The sequence below is a fragment of the Xenorhabdus anantnagensis genome, from assembly GCF_028598555.1.
GTDB classification, from domain to species: domain Bacteria; phylum Pseudomonadota; class Gammaproteobacteria; order Enterobacterales; family Enterobacteriaceae; genus Xenorhabdus; species Xenorhabdus anantnagensis.
Window position 1 is genome coordinate 58115 of sequence record NZ_JAQRFN010000011.1, and the last position, 24781, is coordinate 82895.

Genomic DNA, 24781 nt, shown 5'->3' on the forward strand with positions numbered 1-24781 from the left:
GAATTCCATTATGGCAATGACCACTTCAATCAATGATTCATTGGATAATACTACGGTAGGTGAGCTTGCTCCCAAGAGTAAAATAAAACCACAAAGCAGCGACGATATTAAAGATAATTTCTTGAATTTATTAATCGCTCAGCTCAAAAACCAAGATCCAACCAATCCGATGCAAAACAATGAGATAACCGCTCAGATTGCACAGATCAGTACTGTTGAAGGTATTGAAAAACTCAATAAAACACTGGGAACTGTTGTCGGGCAGATGGACAACCATCAAGCCATGCAAACGACATCGCTGATTGGTCGTGATGTCATGATTCCTGGCGATAAGATTTTAGTCGGTTTCAGTGAAGAAAAAGGCATCGACATCAGTCGATATGGTGTTGAGCTGACCCGACCTGCCGATAATGTCAAAGTCATAATAAAAGGCAAAGATGGCGTAGTTGTTCGGGAAATGGATATTGGCAATTTAAATGCTGGTGTTCATAAATTTTTATGGGATGGCAAAGACGCAGATAGCAAGGAAGTGCCAGACGGTGCGTATAACTTCACCGTTTCCGCAAGCTATCAAGATGACGCGTTGGTGACACATCCGTTAACGTCTGCTCAAGTTTTAGGCGTTACGCGGAGTGAGGATGGCACTAAATTAGATTTAGGGCTGGCGGGTACGGTAACCATGGATAAAGTTCGTCAGATTCTTTAATTAAACGGAGGACATATGTCTTTTTCACAAGCGGTTAGTGGTTTGAATACTGCGGCGAGTAATCTGGATGTTATTGGTAATAACATCGCAAACTCAGCAACATTTGGCTTTAAATCTAGTTCTGCTGCCTTTGCGGATGTTTTCAGCGGCTCAGAAGTGGGTTTGGGTGTTAAGGTTTCTGGCATGTTGCAGAACTTTAAAGATGGCTCAACCAATAAGACTAATCGCCAGTTGGATATGGCAATTACACAGGGCGGTTTTTTCCGCATGCAGGATTCCAACGGTGATATTTTCTATTCCCGTAACGGTCAGTTCCAAATGGATGAAGAGCGTAATCTGATCAATATGCAGGGCATGAAGCTCACAGGTTATCCGGCGGTAAACGGAGAAATTCAGCAAGGCAGAGCGGTGGAGCCACTTTCGATTCCACAGGATATATTGAATGCGAAAGCAACTACAAAAGCTGAGTTGAAAGTTACCCTGAAATCAACACACTCAGCAATTGATCAGACGAATTATGCCCTTGATCCAAATAATCCAGATACTTTTAGCTACAATACATCTCTGCAAGTTTATGACAGTCTGGGTAATCAACATGATCTCAATATATTCTTCGTGAAAAAAGACAATAATCAATGGGACTTTTATGCTAAGGATATTTCTGTAACTCCTGTAACAGGTTCTGGCATTCAGAAATTGGGTGAGGTGAAATTTGATGGCAATGGTCAAATGGTCGGCAACAATAATGCATTCACATTTAATGTAGCATCTTTGAATGGTTCAAATGATGCAGAAATCACCCTCGATTTTTCGGGTAGTAAACAGCAGAATGTTGGGACAGATGGTGCCTCCAATCCAGTACAAGATGGTTATGCCGCAGGTAGTTTCTCTGAGTACACTGTGGAGGATGACGGCAAAATTTATGGTAAATATTCCAACAACGAGAGACAAGTATTAGGTCAGGTGGTACTGGCAAACTTTGCTAACCCTGAAGGTTTGGCTGCGCAAGGCAATAACGTCTGGGTAGAATCCGGTGCATCTGGCAGCCCGGTTGTGGGTGTCGCAGGTTCGGGTAACTTCGGTAAGCTGATAGGTGGTGCGCTGGAAGCCTCTAACGTCGATCTGAGCCAAGAGCTGGTCAATATGATCGTCGCCCAGCGTAACTATCAATCCAACGCCCAGACCATCAAGACGCAGGACCAAATTCTGCAAACGCTGGTCAGTATGCGTTAATAAGCTCAGGCGGATAGTTTTATGGATCACGTCATTTATACCGCTATGGGGGCAGCGCGCCAAACGCTGGATCATCAGGCTGTTACTGCCAACAATCTGGCCAATGCATCAACGCCGGGCTTCAAAGCTCAGCTTGCAGCGCTACGTGCCGTACCGATTGAAGGTGAAACCCTGCCAACACGTACATTGACCGTTGCTTCTACCCCTGGCATGGATAGCCGTCAGGGACCAATGAATTATACCTCCCGCCCGTTGGATGTGGCTGTCGGACAAGGCGGCTTTCTGGCTGTCCAGCTCGAAGATGGAACGGAAGCCTATACCCGTAACGGTAGTATCCAGATTTCACCTGAAGGGCAACTGATGGTGCAGGGTCGCATGTTGATGGGCGAAAACGGGCCGATTGATGTTCCGCCACAGGCTGAACTGACTATTGCCGCCGATGGTGCCATCTCAGCCCTGATTGCCAGTGATCCGCCAACATTGTTGGGGCAGATTGGCAAACTGAAAATCGTTAAACCGGAAGCCAACCAAGTGGTGCGGGGCGATGATGGTTTGTTCCACTTAACGCCACAAGCGCGGGAACAGCAGGGCAATGAACTGGCGGCCAGTACGGAAGTGAAAATCATGCCGGGTGTACTGGAAGGCAGTAATGTCAATCCAGTGGAAAGCATGGTGAACATGATCGCCAACGCGCGTCGCTTTGAGATGCAGATGAAAGTCATACACAGTTCCGATGAAAATGCACAGCGGGCTAATCAAATTCTCGCCATGAGCTGAATCGGGAACAGAGGATAAATTCATGATCCGATCTTTATGGATTGCCAAAACTGGGCTGGATGCTCAGCAAACAAATATGGATGTTATTGCCAACAACCTGGCAAACGTCAGCACTAATGGTTTTAAACGCCAACGCGCGGTCTTTGAAGATCTGCTCTATCAAACCGAACGTCAGCCGGGTGCAATGTCATCTGAACAAACTAACCTGCCGTCCGGCTTGCAGATTGGTACAGGCGTGCGTCCGGTAGCGACTGAGCGCCTGCATAATCAGGGCAATTTGGCACAGACCAGTAACAGCAAAGACGTGGCAATCAAGGGACAGGGTTTCTTTCAAATCCAGATGCCTGATGGCACAACGGGCTATACCCGCGATGGATCATTCCAAGTGGATCAAAATGGTCAGTTAGTGACAGCCGGTGGCTTTCAGGTCGTGCCTGCGATCATCATTCCAGATAATGCCACCAAAATGAGCATTGCCCGTGATGGTATCGTCAGCGTGAATGTGCAGGGGCAAAGTGCGCCTCAGCAAGTTGGGCAATTAACATTGACCACGTTCATCAACGAAAGCGGTTTGGAAAGTATCGGTGAAAACCTGTATCTGGAAACCAACAGTTCTGGTGTTCCGGTAGAAAACGCACCGGGTATCAATGGAGCAGGGTTGCTCTATCAAGGTTATGTTGAAACGTCTAACGTCAATGTGGCGGAAGAACTGGTCAATATGATTCAGGTTCAGCGAGCCTATGAAATCAACAGTAAAGCGGTATCGACATCTGATCAGATGCTGCAAAAGCTGACCCAGCTATAACCTAATCATTAATGGTGGGGGACAACATTCCTCCACTATTATCTACGATAAACTTAAGAGCATAGAAGATGGATACAATGCCCGTTGCCGAAAGCCATGCTAAAAACCATGTAGCTTATGGCTCCACTGGTTTACGGAAAAACCAGAGAAATAAGTGGCGTATCAGCATATCTGTGGCGATACTCACATTGTCGGCACTGACATTAGGGGGCTGTGCTTATATACCGCACAAACCGCTGGTGAAAGGGCAGACAACCGCAAACCCCGCTGAAGCGCCTGCTCCCACGCCAAATGGTTCAATTTTTCAAGTTGTCCAACCGGTCTATTACGGTTACCAACCACTGTTTGAAGACCGCCGTCCACGTAATATCGGTGATACGCTGACCATTATCTTGCAAGAGAACGTCAGTGCGAGCAAAAACTCTTCAGCCAATGCCAGCCGTAACGGAAAAACCGGTTTCGCGGCCGCCTTGACCCCGCGTTTCTTGCAGGGATTGATAGGTGGTGAGAAAACCGATTTGGGCATGGAAGGCAATAGTGAGTTTGGCGGTAAGGGTGGCGCGAATGCCAACAATACATTCAAGGGCACGATTACTGTGACCGTGAATAAGCTGCTGGCAAACGGCAACCTGCATGTGGTAGGGGAAAAACAGATTGCTATCAATCAGGGAACGGAATTTATTCGTTTCTCTGGCGTTGTTAACCCGCGCACGATTACTGGCAACAATACAGTGAGTTCCAACCAAGTTGCAGATGCCCGCATTGAGTATGTTGGTGATGGCTATATCAACGAATCGCAGCATATGGGTTGGTTGCAACGTTTCTTTATGAATATCTCACCGTTTTAAAAGAGGATGGTCAGGATGAGAAAATTAGTCACCAGCCTTTTTACGCTTTTATTGGTGTTGTCCGGTATGTTCGCGTCTACCCGTGTTTTTGCGGAGCGTATTCGCGACTTGACGACCATTGAAGGAATTAGGGATAACGCACTGATTGGTTATGGTTTGGTGGTTGGGCTGGATGGAACGGGTGACCAAACCATGCAGACGCCTTTTACCACTCAAAGCCTGAGCAATATGCTGTCACAGTTGGGTATTACCGTACCATCCGGTACGAATATGCAGCTTAAGAACGTAGCTGCCGTAATGGTGACAGCAAAGTTGCCACCTTTTGCACGTTCAGGGCACAACATTGACGTTGTGGTTTCCTCATTGGGTAATGCCAAGAGTCTGCGTGGTGGTACATTACTGATGACCCCGTTGAAAGGGGTGGATAATCAGATCTACGCATTGGCTCAGGGGAATATCCTTGTGGGGGGAGCTGGTGCAAGTGCGGGTGGAAACAGCATTAAAATCAATCAGCTTGCAGGTGGACGTATTTCGAATGGTGCGGTGATTGAACGTGAATTGCCGACGCAATTCGGCCAGAAAAGCACGTTAAACCTGCAATTGAATGATGATGATTTCAGCTTGGCCCAGCAGATTAGTGATGCGATCAACCGTCTGAAAGGCACAGGAACGGCAACACCACTGGATTCCCGTACTGTTCAGTTGCGTCTGCCAATCGAAAATAGCGAGCAGGTTAAGTTTCTGTCTCAAGTTCAGAATGTAAATATTCGTGTTAATGCTGGCGATGCCAAAGTGATTTTCAACTCCCGAACAGGGTCGGTAGTCATGAACCGCAATGTCACATTGGATAGCTGCGCGATTGCACACGGTAGTCTCTCGGTAACTGTTGAGCGTCAAACTGCGGTCAGTCAGCCTGATACGCCATTGGCAGGGGGAAATACCGTTGTGACCCGCAATACAGGCATTGGCATTCAAGAACAGGGCGGTGCATTGCAAAAAGTCAATGCCAGCGCGAATCTGGCTCAAGTTGTGCGAGCGTTGAATGCACTCGGTGCAACGCCAACGGATTTGATGTCGATTTTGCAGGCGATGGAGAGTGCGGGCTGCCTGCGTGCGAAGTTGGAGATTATCTGATGAATGATTTTCTGACGATGTCCAATGCTGCATACGATGTTAATTCTCTGCATTCATTGAAAGCTAAATTGTCACAGGAACCACAACAAGGGCTACGGGAAGTAGCCCAACAACTGGAAGGCGTCTTTGTTCAGATGATGCTGAAAAGTATGCGTTCCTCGTTGCCACAGGGTGGTATGTTGAGCAGTGACCAGACGCGTTTTTATACTTCGATGTACGATCAGCAAATTGCCCAAGACCTTTCCCAAAAGGGGTTAGGGTTTGCCGATATGATCGTCAAGCAATTCTCTAACGCTAATAATATGCCCAGTGAATTGGCAGGCACCATGCCGATGCCGTTGGGTAATGAAATCCTGCAAACATTGCCGAAGCAGGCATTGGAGCAATTTATGCGCCGGGCTATGCCTGAAGACGCATCTTCATCTTTCTCCAATGGGGCCATTAAGTCGAAGCCATTACCAATGCAAAGCGCCAGCTTTGTTTCCATGCTTTCCGTACCGGCACAGTTGGCAAGCCAGCAAAGCGGCATTCCGCATTTATTGATTATTGCGCAGGCCGCACTGGAATCTGGATGGGGACAACGGGAAATTCTGACCGCAGAAGGCAAACCGAGCCATAACCTGTTTGGTATTAAAGCAGGGAAACACTGGAAAGGGCCTGTCACCCATATTATGACGACGGAATACATTGATGGTGAGCCGAAGAAAATGCAGGACAACTTCCGTGTGTATAGCTCTTACGTGGAGGCGATAACAGATTACGTCAAATTGCTGACGGAAAATCCCCGTTACGCCAAAGTAGCGCAATCAACGACGGCTGAGCAGGGGGCGTACTCCTTGCAGGATGCGGGATATGCTACCGATCCTGGTTATGCCAAAAAATTAGTGTCACTGATCCAGCAGTTAAAAAATACCGGCAGTCAGATGGCAAAAGCCTATGCCTATGATTTAGATAACTTATTTTAATCAATCTGATTTTAAGTGGCGGGTATCGAAATCAAGAGCATTTTTGTTCAAGGAACAGGGAGCGTTGCCGATAACTGTAACAGTGAATGACCTTCCATCGATGAAGGTTTAAAGAAAACGTAAAAGGATCTACACATGTCCAATAGTCTAATGAATACTGCCATGAGTGGTATTAACGCCGCTCAGGTGGCAATGAGTGTAGTGGGTAATAACATTGCAAACTCCAAAAACGCGGACTATAACCGACAGACTACCGTGATGACGCAAAATAATGGAGCCATGTCGCCAGCGGGGTTTGTCGGCAACGGAGTGGTTGTCAGCACCATTAACCGTGAATACAGTGAGTTCATTAACCAGCAATACAATGAGGCACAAACTAAACACGCTGCATCAAAGGCCCAGAACGAACAGATCACTAAAATCAATGATCTATTGGCAGATAGAGACACCAGTCTGTCCAATTCCATCGAAGATGTCTTCAAGAGTTTGGGCGCTGTTGAAAGTAATGCGGAAGACAGCGCTGCCAGAACGACGGTGTTGGGTAAAGCGGAAGGTTTGGTCAGCCGATTCAAAGAAGCTGATGGTTTTCTGCGTCAGATAGATGACAGCATTAATTCCCAAATTGAACAAAATGTTCGAGGGATCAATCAATACGCAGAAGAAATTGCCAAGCTGAACAATGAAATTACGCGTATGCGCAGTACAGGCAGGGGCGAACCGCTGGCATTGCTGGATAAGCGTGATGAAGCGGTTAACCAATTAAATCAATTGGTGGAAGTCAATGTCATTAAGCAGGATGGTGACACTTATAACGTCTCATTCGGTGGTGGCATGATGCTGGTATCGGGCAATAGGTCCTATCAGATGGAAGCGATCCCAGCCAGCACTGACAGTGGCCGTATCACGCTGGGCTACAACAACGGTACAGTCGGTACCAGAGAAATTGACGAACGCTTTATCTCCCAGGGTGCATTGGGTGGTGCATTAAAAGTGCGCAAAGACGTGGTGGATTCAACCCGCAATGAATTGAATCAACTGGCTTTGGTGATGGCGGATCAATTCAATCAGGTGCAAAATGGCGGTTTTGACCTGCACAACGAGAAAGGTACTGATTTCTTTAATTTCACTAAACCTGAAGTCATTTCCAATAGCAAAAACAAAGGCACGGCTGAGATTACGGTGGAATATGCCGATACCACCAAAGTAAAAGCCAGTGACTATACCCTCAAATTTGAAGGCGGAGATTGGAAAGTTCAGCGTGTTTCTGACAGAGCGATGATCCCGGTGAAAAAAGGCGGAGACACGCTGGAGTTTGATGGTCTGAAAGTCAAGCTCGATTCTGCCAAGGCAGAAGAACGCGACGTCTACACACTGAAAACGGTCAGCAATGTCGTGGCAACCTTGGAAGTGAATCTGAAAGATTCTTCCCTATTGGCGACCGCCAGTGCCAAAAATGCCGGCCCAAGCGATAACCGCAATGTGAAGAAATTTCTTGAGTTGCAGGATAAGCGTTTGGTTGATGGCAAATCCTCTTTTTCTGGAGCGTACGCATCATTGGTCAGTACTGTGGGCACCTCTGCGAATAGCATTCAAGTGAATGTCGAAACGCAGGGGAACATCCTTGATAAGATAAATTCAACTCGCCAATCTATTTCTGGCGTCAATATGGATGAAGAATACAGCGAATTGCAACGCTTGCAGCAGTATTATCTGGCAAATGCCCGCGTGATCCAAACCGCAACAACATTGTTCGATGCGATTTTGAATATTCGTTAATCACCGTTTGGCTGAAGATAAAAGGAAATGATATTGTGCGTGTAAGTACGAATCAATTATATACTCAGAAAATGAATGGGATCTTTGATGCCCAATCAAAATTGATGAAATCGGGTGAGCAACTGTCGAGTGGTCGTCGGGTAATTAATCCATCCGATGATCCCTTGGCGGCGTCGCAGAACATTATGGTTTCTCAATCTGAATCGAAAAACCAGCAATTTGCCACTGTCCGTAACTTTGCCAAAAATACCATGTCAGCACAGTTGAACATTACCAACAATGTTGTCACAGCTACCACCAGTGTTTTGAGTACATGGGTGGCAGCCGCAGATAAGCTTAGTGATCAAGATCGTGCATCCTATGCACAGCAGTTGGGCGGTCTTAAACAAGAATTGCTGAATTTAAGTAATAAAACTGATGGGAATAATCGTTATATTTTTGCTGGCTACAAGACGGATGTACCGCCTTTCGTTGAAGATAGCAGTGGAAAGGTGAGCTATGTCGGTGGTCATGAACAAATCACGCAGAAAGTAGATGATAACCGTTCGATGATTATCGCTCATACCGGCCAGCAGGTCTTTTTATCCCAGCCCAGCAACCCGATCAAAGAACCTGATGGCAAAACTAACAGTGAATCAGATATTTTCGCTTCCATTGATATGGCGATCAAGGCACTGGAAGTCTCGTACAGCACGGCGAGTGAGGACGAAAAAAACGAAGCCAAGGCATTGATGGATAAAGCTAACCGTGGTATTCGCAATAGTCTGGAAAATTTCAATTCCGTGCAAGCCGTGTTGGGTTTGCAGCTTGATGAGCTGGATAAGTTAGATGCGCTTAGTGATGAACGTAGTATGTTGAATGAAGTGCGTAAAGGAGAATTGGTTAATGCCGATTTGGTATCCACTATTTCCGATTACCGCCAGCAACAAGCTGCATTGCAAGCTTCCTTCATCGCGTTTACTGACTTAAAAGGCATGTCTTTGTTTGAGATGCATCGATAACCAAAATTAGGTATATAGCACTTTTCATTATAGGCCCTTGTTTTTTCCCATTGAATTGGAAAGGTAAGGGCCTATTTTTTGCTTCCGTTATTTTAAGATTTACAGTGCGGAAATGGCTGGATGATTAGAAACTCGCTCATAGTGAACATCCAGATATTGCCAAAATTTCCACACCCAAATCGCTGCGTTTGTGCCGAACTTGTTATGACCATATGGCAGGGGAAATTGCGGTAAAAATTCATGATAGCTTGTTGGTAAATCAGTGGGTGACCAATAATTATGAATTAACGCCGATAGGCAGAGATTTTTTGACTTCTCTTGGGGTATGTTGTGATGCAGATACCTCTTCTCGACGAAAATTTGCCTGTTCCTGCCTTGACTGGAATGAACGACGATTTCATCTCGGTGGTTTTCAGTTAAGAATAAAACAGATAAAACAATCCGTTGTTTATCTGATTATATGTGATGAAATGGGGTTTTAAATAACCTTTTTTCTCAGTCAAATAAATATATTGTGCTTTGTTGTTTAAGTTTTATTTACTCGCTGATAAATTTAATAGATTATCTTAATAAAGATATATCCAGTAAAATCCAAGTTGTAGCAGGATGGGAGGGTAATAATAAAATCTGACAAAGCTACATAGTAATATTCTATTTTTTATAATATTTTTTATAGTATTGTACATATTTTGGGGTTTGATGAATTTTCGCCTTCGATTGTTAACTTACCGTTTGGATGGATCGTAATTATGTCAGTTGTCATTTTCCTTCCCATTTGTATGGCTGTGTAAGAATATTTACTCAAAGGTGATTCATTGAAGTCAGCTTTATTTTCAAAATCCTGATTAACGGCATGAACGGTTTTTCCTTTTAAATTCCATTTAGCCATTTTTATTTTCCACATTGTATCATAATCTATTGCAGGGCAGATAATATTTGCCCATGGATCACATATCCATGCGTTTTGTGGAAATACGTTAGGTTCGGATATCATGCAAAGCTCAGGTTTTGTTTCAGTGTTACTGGGAGGACAAACCATAACAAAAGCATGGCTGTAGGGTGCTTGTATGCAAAGAATTTGTAAAGTTAATAAGGAATTGAATTCAGTGTAGTCTATTGTTGGATTATAAAATAGAGCACGGAGAGAATTTTTGTGTTTTTCCTTTAAATAACAGAAGGAAAAAATAGATAATAACATACAATTTCCAACTAAATAAGAATCTTTATTCTTACGAAGATGTTTATATATTTCTTTATTAGTTAATTTTTTTTGCAGTAGCTCTTCGTGTAAATCGTCAAAAATAATATTCCTTCTTTCTATTCCTTCTTTAGTATAAAGAAATCTTTTTTCCTCTGGTAATACATTAAGATCAATATATTCAATGTTATATGATTTACCTTTAAATGTTGATTTTGTTTTTTGCACGGTATCACGCAGAATTTCTTCAATTTTCATACTAATGTCCTCGATTTAATACCTATAAGTCAATTTGTTGATTTTCCTTAAATTTCATATCAGGTATTGACTTACATAAGGATTTGTTAAGGATTTTGGCAATAAAATTTAATGATAAACATCATAAATTGATACGCCTTTTTATTATTCTAGGCAAGTGATATTTTTGTTTGTGTTATTTTGATGGTTTTTCTTATACAATAAAAATATTTATCTGTATAATAAAATTTAACTTAATTTATTATATTATATATATCCAAAGGATTTCGAGTTGCCTTATTGGGAAACTGATATAGGATTGTGCAGAATGAAACCTGCATCTGGGACGGTTCTTTGGCGGGGAACGTATTTGGGTCATACGGTGGATAACGGGCATGTTTTATTGGCTTCTTTCTGTAGCAATATTGGGTCGCGTATTCAAAGTGTGTATTATGAATTTCATTGTATTGTATCTAATGCTGTTTAGTGCATATAAATTGCAGTAATACCTTAATCTTAATTATAGAATTGTACTGCAATCACTGTTTTCAACACATTAAATACATAACCCCATTTCTGCCAATAAAATCCAATGAAGCATGAGCTGGTATTTATACTGCTTGTCCACAGGAATCCGGATTTATAGCGAGTTTTGAAAACACATCAATGAGGACAATAAAATGATTCGATTTGAAGGTAAGGTTGTCATTATTACCGGCGCAGGAAGCGGTATTGGGGAGGCTACAGCAAAGCGTTTTTCACAAGAAGGAGCCATTGTTGTATTGGCTGGGCGTGATACTGATAAGCTTAACCGTGTATTCAGTGAATTATCATCGAATAAAGCGTTGGTGATTCAAACAGATGTAGTAAACCGTGAGTCAGCCAAACACATGGTTGATGAGACGATCAGGCATTTTGGTCGGATAGATATTCTGGTCAATAACGCAGGCGTTTATGCGGTTGGCGATTTATTGAGTATTTCGCAGGAAGAGGGTAATGACGTTCTGGCTACCAATCTTAATGGCGTACTCAATTGTAGTTATTTTGCTTTGCCACATTTAATCGAAAGTAAAGGGTGTATTGTTAATAATGCCTCTGTATCAGGGTTAGGAGCCGATTGGGGAGGTGTTCATTATTGTGCGTCAAAAGGCGCCGTAGTTAACTTAACCCGTGCCATGGCGCTGGATCATGGAGCACAAGGGGTTCGTGTCAATGCGGTGTGCCCAAGTTTAGTGATGACACCCATGACTGCCCGTTTTGACGATGAAACCCTGCAACATTTCAATAATCGCATTCCGTTAAAAAGAGCGGGTCAACCTTCCGACGTCGCAGCAGCCATTGCATTTTTGGCCAGTGACGATGCCAGTTTCATTAATGGAGTGAATCTGCCGATAGATGGCGGGGTAACCGCATCCAATGGTCAGCCCAATTTTAATTGAGTCATTTTAATTGCAGATATTGCTTATTGAATAAATGACCGAAAAAGCGGCTCCAAGGATAGTGGAGCCGCTTTTTTATTCTGGTTATTCATTCCATTCCGATTAATGGTTACGGTTCGGATTATTTAATGCGGCTAAGTACTTTAGGTTTGTCGTCTTAGCCAGTTCACATACCTTAGCCATTTCAAATAGCGTGGGATGCGTGAACAGGGTTATCAATGGAATCTCCATGCCTTGCTCACGTATACGCGCCAACAATTGTATCGCTATCAGCGAATGTCCTCCCAGTGCGAAGAAATTGTCATGGCGGCCGACCTGTTCCCGTTTCAGCAATTTCTGCCAGATCTGGGCCAGCGCTGTTTCCATATCACCGATGGGAGTTTCATAGCCGGAGGCCACAGCGGCAGATTGCCCAGATGTCGGCAGTGCTTGGTGATCGTATTGACCATCAGGGGCTAATATTAACGTATCTTGTGGGTAGTCGGCTTGCGTGGCCTTGAAATCGGCCAATAACCGTTGGCGTTCGGTGGCAGACATAATGGATATGTCCATGATTGGCCGTTGGGGTTGATTTTCCAGCGCTTCAACCAGATTTGCCAAAGCCGTAGCCATATAACCTATCAGACGTGACGGATCAATTCCCGACACAGCTTGGGCAGACAACAGAAAGCTTTTGCCCAAATTATCTACAGCTAAATAGAGAGGATAGTGAGTTCTCTCTTGTCCTGTGACCAGACGTATGCCTTCCCATCCGGTATTAGTCGTATTCGATTGGCTATGTTTCGATTGGCTGTGTTTCGATTGACCATGTTTCGATTGACCATGTTTCAATTGACTATGGCGATAGTTAAGGAGTGCATTGAAGAGCGGCAAGGGAGGAGTGACTCCGCTACAGCGTTGAGCCAGCGCCAGAGGAGCCTGTTCGTGCTCAAGCAATCGCGCCAGACTGCGGTAGGCCTCTTGCACGGTTGCCTGTACGCTATTTTCGGCAAGCTGGAACCGTACAGGCAGGGTATTGATGAACAAGCCCAAAATCCGCTCGATATCGGGACTTCCCTGCATACGTCCCAGCAAGACTGTCCCGAAGACGACATCATCCCGTCCGCTTATTTCTGCCAGCACTTTTGCCCATGCGACATGGAACAGTGCTCCGGGGCTGACTCCCTGACGGTGTGCCTGCTTGCGGATCTTTCTGGACAGTGCGGCATTAAGTGGCCTGATAACTTCAGTTATCTGTCTATCTCCACTGTAAACATCCAGTATTGCGAAAGGGGCGGTTGGTGTATCCACGTCGGCGAGCATCTCACGGAAAAAGGCTTCGTGGTCTGATATTGGTGCACGCAAGGACTGGGCAATAAAGTGACGATAAGGCAGTGCAGGAGGCAATTGTCCGGTATGCTGGTGCAAAAGTTCATTGATTTCAGCAATGATAAGGCCCAGCGATATATGGTCGTTAAGTATATGGTGGCAGCAGAAGGCCAGTAGCCATTCACCTTGATGCGGGTCATGGGCGATATCGGCGGAGAATAACGGTGCCTGGTTCACATCAATACGGTGATGGTGCGGATCTGTATGCGCCAGTAACTGAGATGGCACGTCTTTATCGTTGTCTGGCACAAAGGTGTTGATGTGCAGGGAAGCCTGACGCCAGACAACTTGTACTGGCTGTGTTAAGCCTTCCCAGCAAATGGCAGTGCGCAAAATATCGTGGCGGTTAATGATCTGTTGCAAGGCCGCCAGAAAAGCATCAAGGCGATAGCGGGTGTCGAAAGCAAACAAGGTATGCAACAGATAAACGTCTCCTTGTGTTTGCAGCAGATGGTGGAACAGCATACCTTCCTGTAATGGTGCGAGTGGGTAGATATCCTGAATATTGGTGAAACCATCAGGCAGGGTAGCGGCGATAGCATCAATTTCGGGTTGCGTCAGGGAAACCAGCGGCAGCATATCGGGCGTGATGGCGGTGCAGCCATCAGGGATGAGATTGGGCGGTACGGTATACACAGTTGCATTCTCTTTAACTACTTGCATTACTTTTGCCATCTCAGCCAGCGTTGGCGAAGAGAATACTGTACGAATATCAAGGCTCCAGCCTAGGTTACGCAGTCGTTCGATCAGGCTGATTACCATCAGTGAATGACCACCTAGCTCAAAGAAATGATCATAACGTCCCACCTTTTCCAGCTCTAATAATGTTTGCCAGATCTCGGCCAGCGCTATTTCCCTATCGCCGAGCGGCGCTTCATAAGTGCGGGTCACGATTGACGCCTGATCCGGCATCGGCAGCGCCTGACGGTCGAGCTTGCCATTTGGTGCGAGTGGGAACGCATCCAGTGTCACAAATGCGCTGGGCAGCATATATTCGGCAAGATGCTGCGCGAGTTGTTGTCGCAGTTCCGCTGGCACGAGCTCTGTATTGGGTTCTGCGATCAGATAAGCAATAAGACGCTTGTCCCCCCCTGCTTTTTCATAAGAAGCAGGCTCGCGGGCAAGTACGATCGCCTCACGCACGCCGGAGCATTGCATCAATCTGGTTTCAATTTCTCCCAGTTCAATACGGAAACCGCGTAGCTTGACCTGAAAATCATTGCGGCCAAGGTACTCGATATTGCCGTCAGATCGCCAGCGAGCCAAGTCGCCGGTCTTATACATGCGAGCGCTGGGGTATTCGCTGAATGGATCAACGACAAATTTCTCCGCTGTCAGTTCGGGTTGGTTTGAATAACCACGGGCGACCCCCATACCACCGATATAGATTTCACCGCTTACGCCGATAGGAACCGGCTGACCGAGTGCATCCAAAATATAGATACGTGTATTGGAGAGTGGTCGGCCAATCGGGATGTTGTTGGTAATAGACAAAGTATTTTCTTTATCTATCACCATGTTGCTATCGACCATCATAGTTGAGGCAGTAACGGTGATCTCGGTGGGTCCATAGGCGTTGATCCAGCGGCAGGATTGTATTTCTGGGCACGACAGCCAGTCCTTTAAATAGCGGGGTTCTACTTTATCACCCCCAACAATAATGGTGCGTAGGTAGGGGCTGAAACCGCTGCGTCCTGCCCTCATTTCTTGTACCCAATGGTGCCAGAAAGCGGTCGGTATATTTATGATAGTCACTTTTTGTTCACGCAAAAAATCGACAAAAGTGATATTTGGTATTTTGATATGGGGTGGACGCAGCACCAGTGTGGCACCCGATGCCAGAGTAGGGAAAATATCCGACACTGAAATATCAAACGCAACGGTGACAAATTGCAGGATGCGATCGCCCAACTGGGGTTCGCTGACCTGAAATTGGGCATGGATGAGGCTCACGACATTATGATGTTCCAGCATGACACCCTTTGGATGTCCGGTTGAACCAGAGGTATAGATAATATAGGCCAAGTGGTGTGGTTGTAGTCCGATTTGTTTGCTGTCTGGATTATGCGCAGGCTGTTTTTTTATGTGGTTTTGGTGAGTTTCATCGTCCAACAACCAGATAGGAATGTCTTGTATGGGTAACCGTGTCTGCAAGTGTTTCTGAGTCAGCAGTATTGCAGGTTTGCAGTCGGATAACTGATAAACCAGTCGTTCGGTGGGATATTCTGGATCGAGCGGGATGTAACCGGCCCCCGCTTTTAAGATCCCGAACAGGCCGATGATCATGTCTGAGCCCCGTTCAACATGAATTGCCACACGATCATCAGGGCGCACGCCAAAAGCAATCAGGCTGTGTGCCAGTTGATTGGCACGGTGGTTCAGATCGTGATAACTCAGAGATTGCCTTTCAAAGACTACCGCGTCGGCATCCGGCGTGCGTTGCACTTGCGCTTCGAATAATTGATGAATCAGCATATCTTGTGGGATATCTGTTTGAGTAGGATTGAATTCCGCCAACAATTGCTGTTGTTCTGAAGCTGATAATATTGGCAGACGAGCAATGGTTTGTGTCTCATCGGTTGTCATGGCAGTCAGCACACGGGTGAGATAGCCCACCATGCGTTCAATTGTCGTCCGGTCGAATAGGCTTGATGCATATTCCAGATAACCACTGAGACCATCTTGGGTTTCGGTCAGTACCAGCGTTAGGTCAAAGTACGCACTGCGATGTGGCTGCTCCACCAATGAGACAGATAAACCAGATAATTCAAGATGTTGGCTGGCAGTATTGTTGAAAGCCAACATAACCTGAAAGATCGGGCTGTAACTCAGGCTGCGCTCAGGTTGCAGGATTTCCACTAATTGTTCAAAAGGCAGGTCTTGATGTGCATAGGCTGCCAGTACCCGTTCACGGACATGGGCAAGCAGATCTGCCACTGAGTTGCTTGGCTCCAATTCAACACGTAAAGGCAGGGTATTGACGAAAAAGCCGATCAGCCCCTCAAGTTCACTCTGTGAACGGTTGGCGACGGGCGTACCGATGACAATATCATCCTGTCCACTCAGGCGGGCAAGCACGATCCCCCAAGCTGCCAGCAGGGTCATAAATAACGTTGTATCCTGACGTTGTCCCAGAGCTTTGAGAGCAGACAATAAATCAGCATTCAGGTGAACGGGCACGAGATCGCCTGAGTAATCTTGCTCTGGTGGACGAGAGCGGTCGGTGGGGAGAGCCAGTAATGTCGGTGCGTTCTGAAGCTGCTTTTGCCAAAATTCCTGTTGTGCAATGAGAACCTCTCCTTGCAGCCATTTCTGTTGCCAGACGGCATAATCGGCGTATTGGATGGGGAGGGGCGGTAAAGGTGCCGCATTTTCCCCCAGTGCAGCACGATAGAGTGCGCCCAGCTCGCGGAGCAATATGCCCATCGACCAACCATCAGTGATGATATGATGCTGGGTGAGGATCAGCCTGTATTCTTCGTTCTCCAGTTGCAGCAATCGTCCCCGAATCAATGGCTCACTAGTAAAATTAAATGGAGTTTGTGTTTCGAGTTCCATCAATTCGTCAATACGGGTTATGCGAGTTGCTCTGTCTAAGCTGCGTAGATCATGGCAGGTCAAGGCAAAGCCGATATCTGCGGCATCAATGTGCTGGTAAGGTTGCTCATCAATCAGGACAAAACGGGTACGTAAACTTTCATGCCGGCTGACGAGGCGGTCAAGCGCAGCCGTAAACGCAGCATGATCGAGATGACCGCTGAGATGCAGGACTATCGGGATCTGATAGGCCAGATTGACTTCGGTATTGAGGCGGGTGAGGAACCACAAGCGTTGTTGAGAGAAGGAGAGTGGCAGTGGCTGGCTGCGATCGGTAGCAGGAACAACAATTTGGGTTGTCACAGGCGTGTCGGTGAGTTTGGTAGCCAAATCGGTAAGGACAGGGTGAGCAAAGAGTTGCTGCAAGTGCAATTCCCGCGCCAGTTTCTGGCGTATTCGTGCGGCAAGTTGGATTGCAAGCAGGGAATGACCACCGAGTTCAAAGAAATGATCATGCCGACCAACTTGTTCCAATTTCAACAGTTCTTGCCAAATCTCGGCCAGCCTTGTTTCCATGTTTCCGATGGGCGCTTCATAATTGCGGGTTACCCGTGCCGTCTGATCAGGCATTGACAGTGCCTGACGGTCGAGTTTGCCATTGGGTGTCAATGGAAAGGCATCGAGCGTCACAAAGGCACTGGGCAGCATATATTCGGCAAGGTGTTGTGCAAGTTGCTGGCGCAGTTCTGTCGGTATCAGTGTTGTATTCGGTTTGGCGAGCAGATAAGCCACCAGACGCTTTTCGCCCCCTGTTTTTTCATAAGAAGCATCCTCACGGGCAATCACAACCGCCTCGCGTACATTGTGACATTGCCCCAGTCTGGCTTCGATTTCGCCGAGTTCAATACGAAAGCCACGTATCTTGACCTGAAAATCATTACGACCAAGGTATTCAATATTGCCGTCAGGCAACCAGCGAGCCAGATCGCCGCTTTTGTATAGTCGGGCATCAGGGGTGGTAGAAAAAGGATCAGAAAGAAAGTGTTTTGCGGTTAGCTCTGGAAGGTTCAGATAACCGCGGGCGACACCGATTCCGCCAATGTAAAGCTCCCCTGTCACACCTATTGGAACAGGTTCTCCGTGGTTATCAAGAAGGTAAATTTGGGTATTGGCGATGGGTTTCCCCATGGGGACTTGTCCGATATAACGATCGGATACACACCGCCAGGCAGTGACATGAATCGCTGCTTCAGTAGGGCCATATAAGTTATGCAACTGACAGTGGGCAAAATGGGACAGACATTTCTGTTGTAAGGCGTAAGGAAACGCTTCACCACTGCAAAAGATGTGGCGCAGGGAAGAGCAGCGTCCGGCGGGAATAGCATTAAGAAACTGTTGTAACATGGCAGGCACAAAGTGGATGATAGTTATTCTGCGTCTTTCTATCTCGGACAATAAATAGTGTGGATCTTTATGACCATCGGGGAGAGCCAAAATTAATTGAGCGCCGAACATCAGAGACGGGAATAACTCCCAAACGGAAACATCAAAACTGAACGGTGTTTTCTGCAAAACACGATCCTGCGGAGTTAATTGATAAGTCTCCTGTGCCCAGAGTAAACAATTCACGACACTGCGGTGCTCATTCATTACCCCTTTGGGCAAACCTGTCGAACCAGAGGTATACATCACATAAGCCAAATGGCGTGAGGTCAGGCCAAGAGTCTGGGGATCTGGATTGTTGGTTGGCATGTCCGCAGTAAGGGAGGCAAGATTGTTGAGATCCACAATAGATACGGTGCTGGCCGGCTGTTTGAGTAATGTTGTTTGGGTAAGCAAGGCAACAGGAGCGGCATCCTCAAGTATATAGGCCAGCCGTTCGGCAGGATAGCTTGGATCGAGCGGAACATAGGCTCCGCCAGCCTTGAGGATAGCGAGTAATCCCACCACCATGACAAGACTACGTTCAGAACAAATTGCCACCCGATCATCCGGGCGGACACCTAAGACAATCAGATAATGCGCTAAACGATTGGCTCGCTGGTTCAGCTCATCGTAGCTCAGCGATTGCCCTTCAAAGACGACTGCAATCGCATCGGGATTATGTTGTACCTGCTTTTCAAATACTTGGTGAATCAATGCGTTTTGCGGAAAATCGACCGTTGTATTTTGAGAGGATGCAAGGTCTTGAGAAAATGAACGGTCTTGAGAAGATTGAATCGTGTTGAAATCCACCAGTAACTGTTGCCGCTCCCTGACAGGCAAAATAGAAATATCCAGAATGGGCTGGTGGGGTGAGGTTCCCAGCGCTTCGACCAATCCCGTCAGGGCTGTAGTCATATAGTCAATCAGACGCATCGGCTCGATGTCTGATACGGTTTGAGCAACCAAACTAAATCCATCTCCCCAATCATCTACAAACAAACCGATGGGATAATTGCTTCTCTCTTCTTGCATCAGCAGGCGTATGCCTGCCCATTTAGCCAAGGTGGTATCTGATTGACTATGACGATAGTTGAGTAGTGTGTTGAAGAGCGGCAAAGGGGGGATCACGCTACTACAATGCTGGGCCTGCGTCAGTGTCGCCTGTTCGTGCTCCAGTAACCTCATCAAACTGAGGTAGGTCTCTTGAACGGTTGTCTGTGCGCTATTACCTGTAAGCTTGATCCGAATGGGCAAGGTATTAATAAGCAGCCCCATAACTTGATCGATACCAGCACTACCCTGCATACGACCCAGCAATACCGTACCGAAGACCACATCATCACGCCCACTGGTTTTTGCCAGCACCAGCGCCAAAGCAACATGAAACAATATACTGGAGCTGACACCCTGACGCCGGGCTTGTGTGCGGATAGCTTTGGACAATGCGACATCAAGTGGCTGTTTGGTCTCCGATATCTGCCTATCCCCACTGTGAATATCCAGTATCCCGAAAGGAACTGTCGGTGCATCTACATCAGAGAACTCTTTACGGAAATAGGCTTCGTGATCTGAAGCTGGCACATACAGAGATTGGGCGACAAAGTTACGGTAAGGTAATACTGGGGGTAACTTTTCAGAAGGGCGGTTGTCAAGATGCCCGCTTTCGGTATGGCTACGTAATGTATGGCTACGCAATAATGCATCGATTTCATTAATAATACGTTCCAATGTCATATGGTCACAGATTAAATGATGGAGACACAAAACCAGTAACCACTCACTCTGATGTGGATCATAGGCAATGTCGGCAGAGAATAGTGGTGCCTGACTCACATCAAGACGGTACTGATGGGGATCAGTGTGTGATAGCAATTGAGAAGGGATATCCTGTTCGCTACTCGGTAAAAACGTATTAATGTTCAACGATGCCTGCCGCCAGACAACTTGCACCGGTTGTGCCAACCCCTGCCAGTAGATTGAAGTGTGCAGAATATCGTGACGGTTAATGACCAGTTGTAAGGCACCAAGAAAGGTATCGAGCTGTTCGCGGGTGTCGAAGGCAAGCAAATTGCGTAACAGATAAGTATCCCCCTGTCTCTGTAACAGATAATGGAACAAAATTCCTTCCTGTAATGGTGAGAGCGGATAGATATCTTGGATATTGGCAGTACCACCAGGAATCGTGGCGGCGATGGCATCAATCTCGTGCTGAGATAGGGAAACTAAAGGCAGCATGTCGGGTGTAATAGCAGTACAGCCGTCCGGGATAAGATTGGGCGGCACTGTGAACATAGCCGCATGTTCTTGTTCCACATTTCCTTGAACCATATCCTCCTGAGCTGACAGTATCGCTTTTGCCATCTCGTGCAGTACAGGCTTGGTGAATACATTTCGTATGTCAAGAGTCCATCCCAGATCGCGCAGTTTTTCGATCAGGCTAACGGCTATCAGCGAATGTCCGCCAAGCTCGAAAAAGTGGTCATAGCGGCTGACACACTTCACTCCGAGCAACGTTTGCCAAATTTGGCTCAGGGTGATTTCTGCTTCTCCTGTAGGGGCTTGGTAACTACGTGTGACGATTGCAGTATGATCTGGTTTAGGGAGCGCCTGACGGTCAAGTTTGCCATTGGGTGTCAGTGGAAAGGCATCGAGTGTCACAAAGGCACTGGGTATCATGTATTCTGCAAGATGTTGCGCGAGCTGTTGCCGCAATGCCAGTGGCTCCAGTTCAACATCCGCTTCAGGCAGCAGGTAGGCGACCAGATGCTTTTGAGCCGAACCATTTTCATAGGCCATGACCACGGCTTCACGCACGCCGTGGCATTGCCGCAGTCTGGCCTCAATCTCGCCCGGCTCAATGCGGAAACCGCGCAGCTTGACTTGAAAATCATTGCGGCCGAGATATTCAATATTGCCATCGGGTAGCCAACGCCCCAGATCGCCGGTTTTGTACATACGTGCGCTATGCGCAGAAGAGAACGGATCGGTGAGGAAACATTTGGCGGTGAGTTCGGGACGATTCAGGTAGCCGCGGGCAACACTGACACCAGCGATATAAATTTCTCCCACTACCCCCAGCGGAACGGGCTGACCGTAAATGTCGAGGATATGGATTTGGGTATTGGGGATGGGATGACCAATCGGCGGTGCATGGTTTTCCCGATTATCACTGTCTCCCTGACTTTCACTCCCGCAGCTTCTGCATAGGTAAATCGTGGCACAAACAGTGGCTTCCGTCGGGCCATAAGCATTGATCATTTGTCGTCCTTGCGCCCAGCGTTTGACCAGCGTAGGCGGGCACGCTTCTCCTCCTACGAGTAAGGTTTGCAGTGTTGCCGGAATGGTATCCATTGTTGCCAGGACGGTGGGGGACAAGAGTGCGTGGGTGATGGCATGAGTCTCTAAATAGTGGGACAGCGTTGTTCCCGGCAGAAGATTGTCCCGTTTGGCAAGGTAAAGGCCAGCACCCGCCAACAGTGCCATACAACATTCCCAAATACAGGCATCGAAACTGTTTGAGGCAAACTGCAAAATTCGGCTGTCTGGCGTGATGGCCAGTGTGTCTTGCTGAGTCGTAATCAAATTACACAAACTGCGATGTTCGATCATGACCCCTTTGGGGTGTCCCGTGGAGCCGGAGGTATAAATGACATAGGCCAGATGACGGGAGGTCAGCCCCAGTGATTGAACCTTTGGGTTTTCTTCCGATCTTTCATCCAAAACAGAACATTCTGGGGTATCAAGTATTATGGTTGGCAGGTTACTGTTCCACGTTTCCACCATCATCGTCTGAGTAATCAGAGCCACGGGAGCTGAATCATTCAGCATATACGTCAGCCGTTCGGTCGGATAAGTCGGATCGAGAGGCACAAAAGCGCCACCAGCCTTGAGGATACCCAATAAACCGACCACCATTTCCAGACTGCGTTCAATACAAATCGCCACCCGATCATCAGGGCGCACGCCAAGAGCAATCAGATGATATGCCAGACAGTTGGCTCGTTTGTTCAGTTCATCGTAGCTCAGGGATTGCTTTTCAAAGACCACGGCAATGGCATCCGGTGTGCGTTGTACTTGTGCTTCGAACAGTTGATGAACCAACATATCTTGCGGGAAATCGGCTTGGGTGGCGTTGAAATCCACCAATATCTGCTGGCGCTCAGTGTCGGGCAGAATCGACAGGTTGGCTATTTTTGTATTCGTAAGGGATGGCATCTCCAGAGAAGTAAGAGCGGCATCAAGCAAGACGGCAAGACGGGACTGGAGCGCCATAACCTCTGTGATACTCAGGTAATCAGGAGAAAAATAGAACTCAATGGAAAGCGGGAAATCGTCTTCAGGACGAGCGGTATTTGTGTATTGCTTGATTCTGACAGAAAGAGGGTAAGGAGCACCAGAATGCAGGTCGAAAAGTTTAACGTTGGTGCCCTCTCCTTCCATGTGCAGATTAGCCTTAAACGGTTCGAGAGATAAAGTCACGTCAAATAATCGGGCATTCCCGACTTTCTGCTGAATATGTGTTTGTCGGTTGAGATCTACAATGGGAAAGCGTTGGTGCTCATAGCAAAGACTCATTTCGGTCGCGGCTTTGCGCATAACATCACGGATCGTATCTTCCGGTGAAATGGTTACGCCAATGGGGATCACGGATGCGAACATTCCCATCGTGTGCTTTTGTCGCGTATTTTTACGGTTGTGTACGGGAATACCCATGACAATTTCATTCACATTCGCCGTCCGTGCGAAATAGCAAGCCAGAACGGCATACATGAAATGCAGGAGGGGCAATCCCTGACCGCCAACGGTTTTTTCGATACGTTTAAAAAGCGCCTGCTCGATTGACCAAGTCACAGGTTGGAAAACAACGGATTTGGCTTGTTTATAGTTTGTAATGTTATTGGAATAGGCAGGTTGGAGTAAGGGAGGAGGCAGATTCTTATAACGCTTCACCCAAAATTGCATATCGTGTGCGTAGTGTTCAGAAGCAAGATAATTGAGGTTATCCGCAATAAAATCCAGATAAGAGTGAGCGGAGTTATTCAGTGTTTCTCCTTTCATCAGGCGGTTATAGGCATCGATAACCTTGTCAACGAGCATGAACAGACCAGCGCCATCAATGATCAAATGATGACAGCAAAATTGCCAGTACCGACAGTTGTTGCTTACCCGTAATAATTTGGAACGCCACAGCACCTCATTCAAATGAAATGGGCGCATGAACTCGGCATTCATGTATTTTTTTACTCTGGTTTCAGCGTCTGAATACGATGAAAAATCATGTATATCCACGGCTACAGGGGGAGATTGAACAACTTTTTGGGTGGGTAAAGCATGGGTGTTGATAAGGCGCAAACGTAGAGTGTCATGACAGTAAACAACGGCTTCAAAGGCACGGGTAAATAATTCTTCATTCAATTCTCCTTCGACGCAGATAAAAAAGTAGAGATTGTAATTGGAAGAACCGGGATGAATAGCCTGATCAAACCAGACGGCTTGCTGAGGTGAGCTAAGAGGGTGTTCATGAGAGACGAGAGAACCGTCATCATCAATTGATAAGGAAGTATTTTGGAAGTGATTATGGCTGCATGTCATATTTATATCTCCTTTGTAATAGTTTGATTTAGTTTATTTATTAGAAGATAAGGAAATTATTACTTCAGTTAAACAGATCTCTCTATGGCAAAAAAATGTACTTGTTGTGGATGGTGAAATTGGATTTTTATACTGTCTATGTGGGTATTTGAGAGATAACAAAGTTAAATTAACTGAGATGATTTTCAATGTCGATACTTTTTGTTGAACTAAGGTTTTTCGCCAGTCAGGAAGGCAAGACAGTGATAATTGTCATAACCGTCATATTGTTAGGTTATTGCGGCAGTCTAACCAAGTGCAGGTGGGGGGATAGAAGCTATAGTGCTATCCATAGTGCTATCCATAGTGCTATCCATAATATTATCCATTTTAATATTGACGACTCTTTATAAGAAATTAATTTATATTATTTTATGGGAATTATCTTATTGCGTTTAATTGTTTTTATATTTCTTAAATATAGGCTTTTTATTTTATTTTGAGAATTTGAATTGTTTTCATTTCGGGTTGTGAATGGAGTTTTTAATTTATTTTCATTATCAGTTATAAATAAATTTGATTTAATGTTTGTTATTAATGATCTTTTCCTGAAGTGGTGTTTTCGATGTCGTTATTTATTAAAAACAAATAGTTGAGTTAGGCTGGTGGTGTTATTTAAATAGTGTATTGTTCTCATTGAATAAAGTGTTATGGAATTAATTCTGGGTCTAATTATTTTTATTGTTGCGCTGAATTTTTAT

12 protein-coding genes and 1 pseudogene are annotated in these 24781 nt (G+C 46.1%); 11 read left to right on the forward strand and 2 right to left on the reverse strand.

Translation table 11 applies throughout. From position 1 onward, the window contains the following. The first annotated feature begins 10 nt into the window (after positions 1-10). The 10 genes and pseudogenes from PSI14_RS10510 to PSI14_RS20190 form a co-directional block, all read left to right on the forward strand. Positions 11-706 carry a flagellar hook assembly protein FlgD gene (locus PSI14_RS10510; RefSeq protein ID WP_273575841.1) on the forward strand — a complete coding sequence of 232 codons (696 nt, stop codon included), beginning with the start codon at positions 11-13 and terminating at the stop codon, positions 704-706. A 15-nt stretch (positions 707-721) separates the two neighbouring features. Further along, positions 722-1939 (forward strand): flagellar hook protein FlgE, encoded by a 1218-nt coding sequence (gene flgE, locus PSI14_RS10515; protein ID WP_273575842.1) that lies wholly within the window; start codon positions 722-724, stop codon positions 1937-1939. A 21-nt stretch (positions 1940-1960) separates the two neighbouring features. Beyond that, positions 1961-2716, forward strand: coding sequence for a flagellar basal body rod protein FlgF (locus PSI14_RS10520; protein ID WP_273575843.1), 756 nt, complete (start codon positions 1961-1963; stop codon positions 2714-2716). Between the two features lie 22 nt (positions 2717-2738). After that, positions 2739-3521 carry a flagellar basal-body rod protein FlgG gene (gene flgG / locus PSI14_RS10525; protein ID WP_273575844.1) on the forward strand — a complete coding sequence of 261 codons (783 nt, stop codon included), beginning with the start codon at positions 2739-2741 and terminating at the stop codon, positions 3519-3521. A 68-nt stretch (positions 3522-3589) separates the two neighbouring features. Then, positions 3590-4369, forward strand: a complete 780-nt coding sequence (locus PSI14_RS10530; RefSeq protein WP_273575845.1) for a flagellar basal body L-ring protein FlgH — start codon at positions 3590-3592, stop codon at positions 4367-4369. 15 nt (positions 4370-4384) lie between these two features. After that, positions 4385-5503 (forward strand): flagellar basal body P-ring protein FlgI, encoded by a 1119-nt coding sequence (locus PSI14_RS10535; RefSeq protein WP_273575846.1) that lies wholly within the window; start codon positions 4385-4387, stop codon positions 5501-5503. Next, positions 5500-6468, forward strand: a complete 969-nt coding sequence (gene flgJ, locus PSI14_RS10540; RefSeq protein ID WP_273575903.1) for a flagellar assembly peptidoglycan hydrolase FlgJ — start codon at positions 5500-5502, stop codon at positions 6466-6468. The genes PSI14_RS10535 and flgJ overlap by 4 nt, the downstream gene beginning before the upstream one ends. A 135-nt stretch (positions 6469-6603) precedes the next feature. Continuing rightward, a complete protein-coding gene (gene flgK, locus PSI14_RS10545; RefSeq protein ID WP_273575847.1) occupies positions 6604-8244 on the forward strand; it encodes a flagellar hook-associated protein FlgK in 1641 nt (546 codons plus the stop codon). A gap of 35 nt (positions 8245-8279) precedes the next feature. Then, complete coding sequence (gene flgL, locus PSI14_RS10550; protein WP_273575848.1) at positions 8280-9245, forward strand: flagellar hook-associated protein FlgL; 966 nt, start codon at positions 8280-8282, stop codon at positions 9243-9245. 158 nt (positions 9246-9403) lie between these two features. Beyond that, a pseudogene (locus PSI14_RS20190) lies at positions 9404-9524 on the forward strand (transcriptional regulator); the annotation flags it as partial. A 391-nt stretch (positions 9525-9915) separates the two neighbouring features. On the opposite strand, the gene PSI14_RS10560 reads toward PSI14_RS20190, so the two are convergent. After that, complete coding sequence (locus tag PSI14_RS10560) at positions 9916-10701, reverse strand: hypothetical protein (protein ID WP_273575850.1); 786 nt, start codon at positions 10699-10701, stop codon at positions 9916-9918. A gap of 659 nt (positions 10702-11360) precedes the next feature. On the opposite strand from PSI14_RS10560, the gene budC reads away from it, so the two are divergent. Beyond that, positions 11361-12119, forward strand: a complete 759-nt coding sequence (budC, locus tag PSI14_RS10565; protein ID WP_273575851.1) for a meso-2,3-butanediol dehydrogenase — start codon at positions 11361-11363, stop codon at positions 12117-12119. Positions 12120-12221: 102 nt separating this feature from the next. On the opposite strand, the gene PSI14_RS10570 is transcribed toward budC, so the two are convergent. Further along, positions 12222-24041 carry a non-ribosomal peptide synthetase gene (locus PSI14_RS10570; protein WP_273575852.1) on the reverse strand — a complete coding sequence of 3940 codons (11820 nt, stop codon included), beginning with the start codon at positions 24039-24041 and terminating at the stop codon, positions 12222-12224. Positions 24042-24781: the final 740 nt, after the last annotated feature.

Bases quoted from the DNA above. Each gene is read 5' to 3' on its own strand.
- PSI14_RS10510 (WP_273575841.1), top strand. From the start codon at position 11: ATGGCAATGACCACTTCAATCAATGATTCATTGGATAATACTACGGTA.
- flgE (WP_273575842.1), top strand. From the start codon at position 722: ATGTCTTTTTCACAAGCGGTTAGTGGTTTGAATACTGCGGCGAGTAAT.
- PSI14_RS10520 (WP_273575843.1), top strand. From the start codon at position 1,961: ATGGATCACGTCATTTATACCGCTATGGGGGCAGCGCGCCAAACGCTG.
- flgG (WP_273575844.1), top strand. From the start codon at position 2,739: ATGATCCGATCTTTATGGATTGCCAAAACTGGGCTGGATGCTCAGCAA.
- PSI14_RS10530 (WP_273575845.1), top strand. From the start codon at position 3,590: ATGGATACAATGCCCGTTGCCGAAAGCCATGCTAAAAACCATGTAGCT.
- PSI14_RS10535 (WP_273575846.1), top strand. From the start codon at position 4,385: ATGAGAAAATTAGTCACCAGCCTTTTTACGCTTTTATTGGTGTTGTCC.
- flgK (WP_273575847.1), top strand. From the start codon at position 6,604: ATGTCCAATAGTCTAATGAATACTGCCATGAGTGGTATTAACGCCGCT.
- PSI14_RS10560 (WP_273575850.1), bottom strand. From the start codon at position 10,701: ATGAAAATTGAAGAAATTCTGCGTGATACCGTGCAAAAAACAAAATCA.
- budC (WP_273575851.1), top strand. From the start codon at position 11,361: ATGATTCGATTTGAAGGTAAGGTTGTCATTATTACCGGCGCAGGAAGC.
- PSI14_RS10570 (WP_273575852.1), bottom strand. From the start codon at position 24,041: ATGACATGCAGCCATAATCACTTCCAAAATACTTCCTTATCAATTGAT.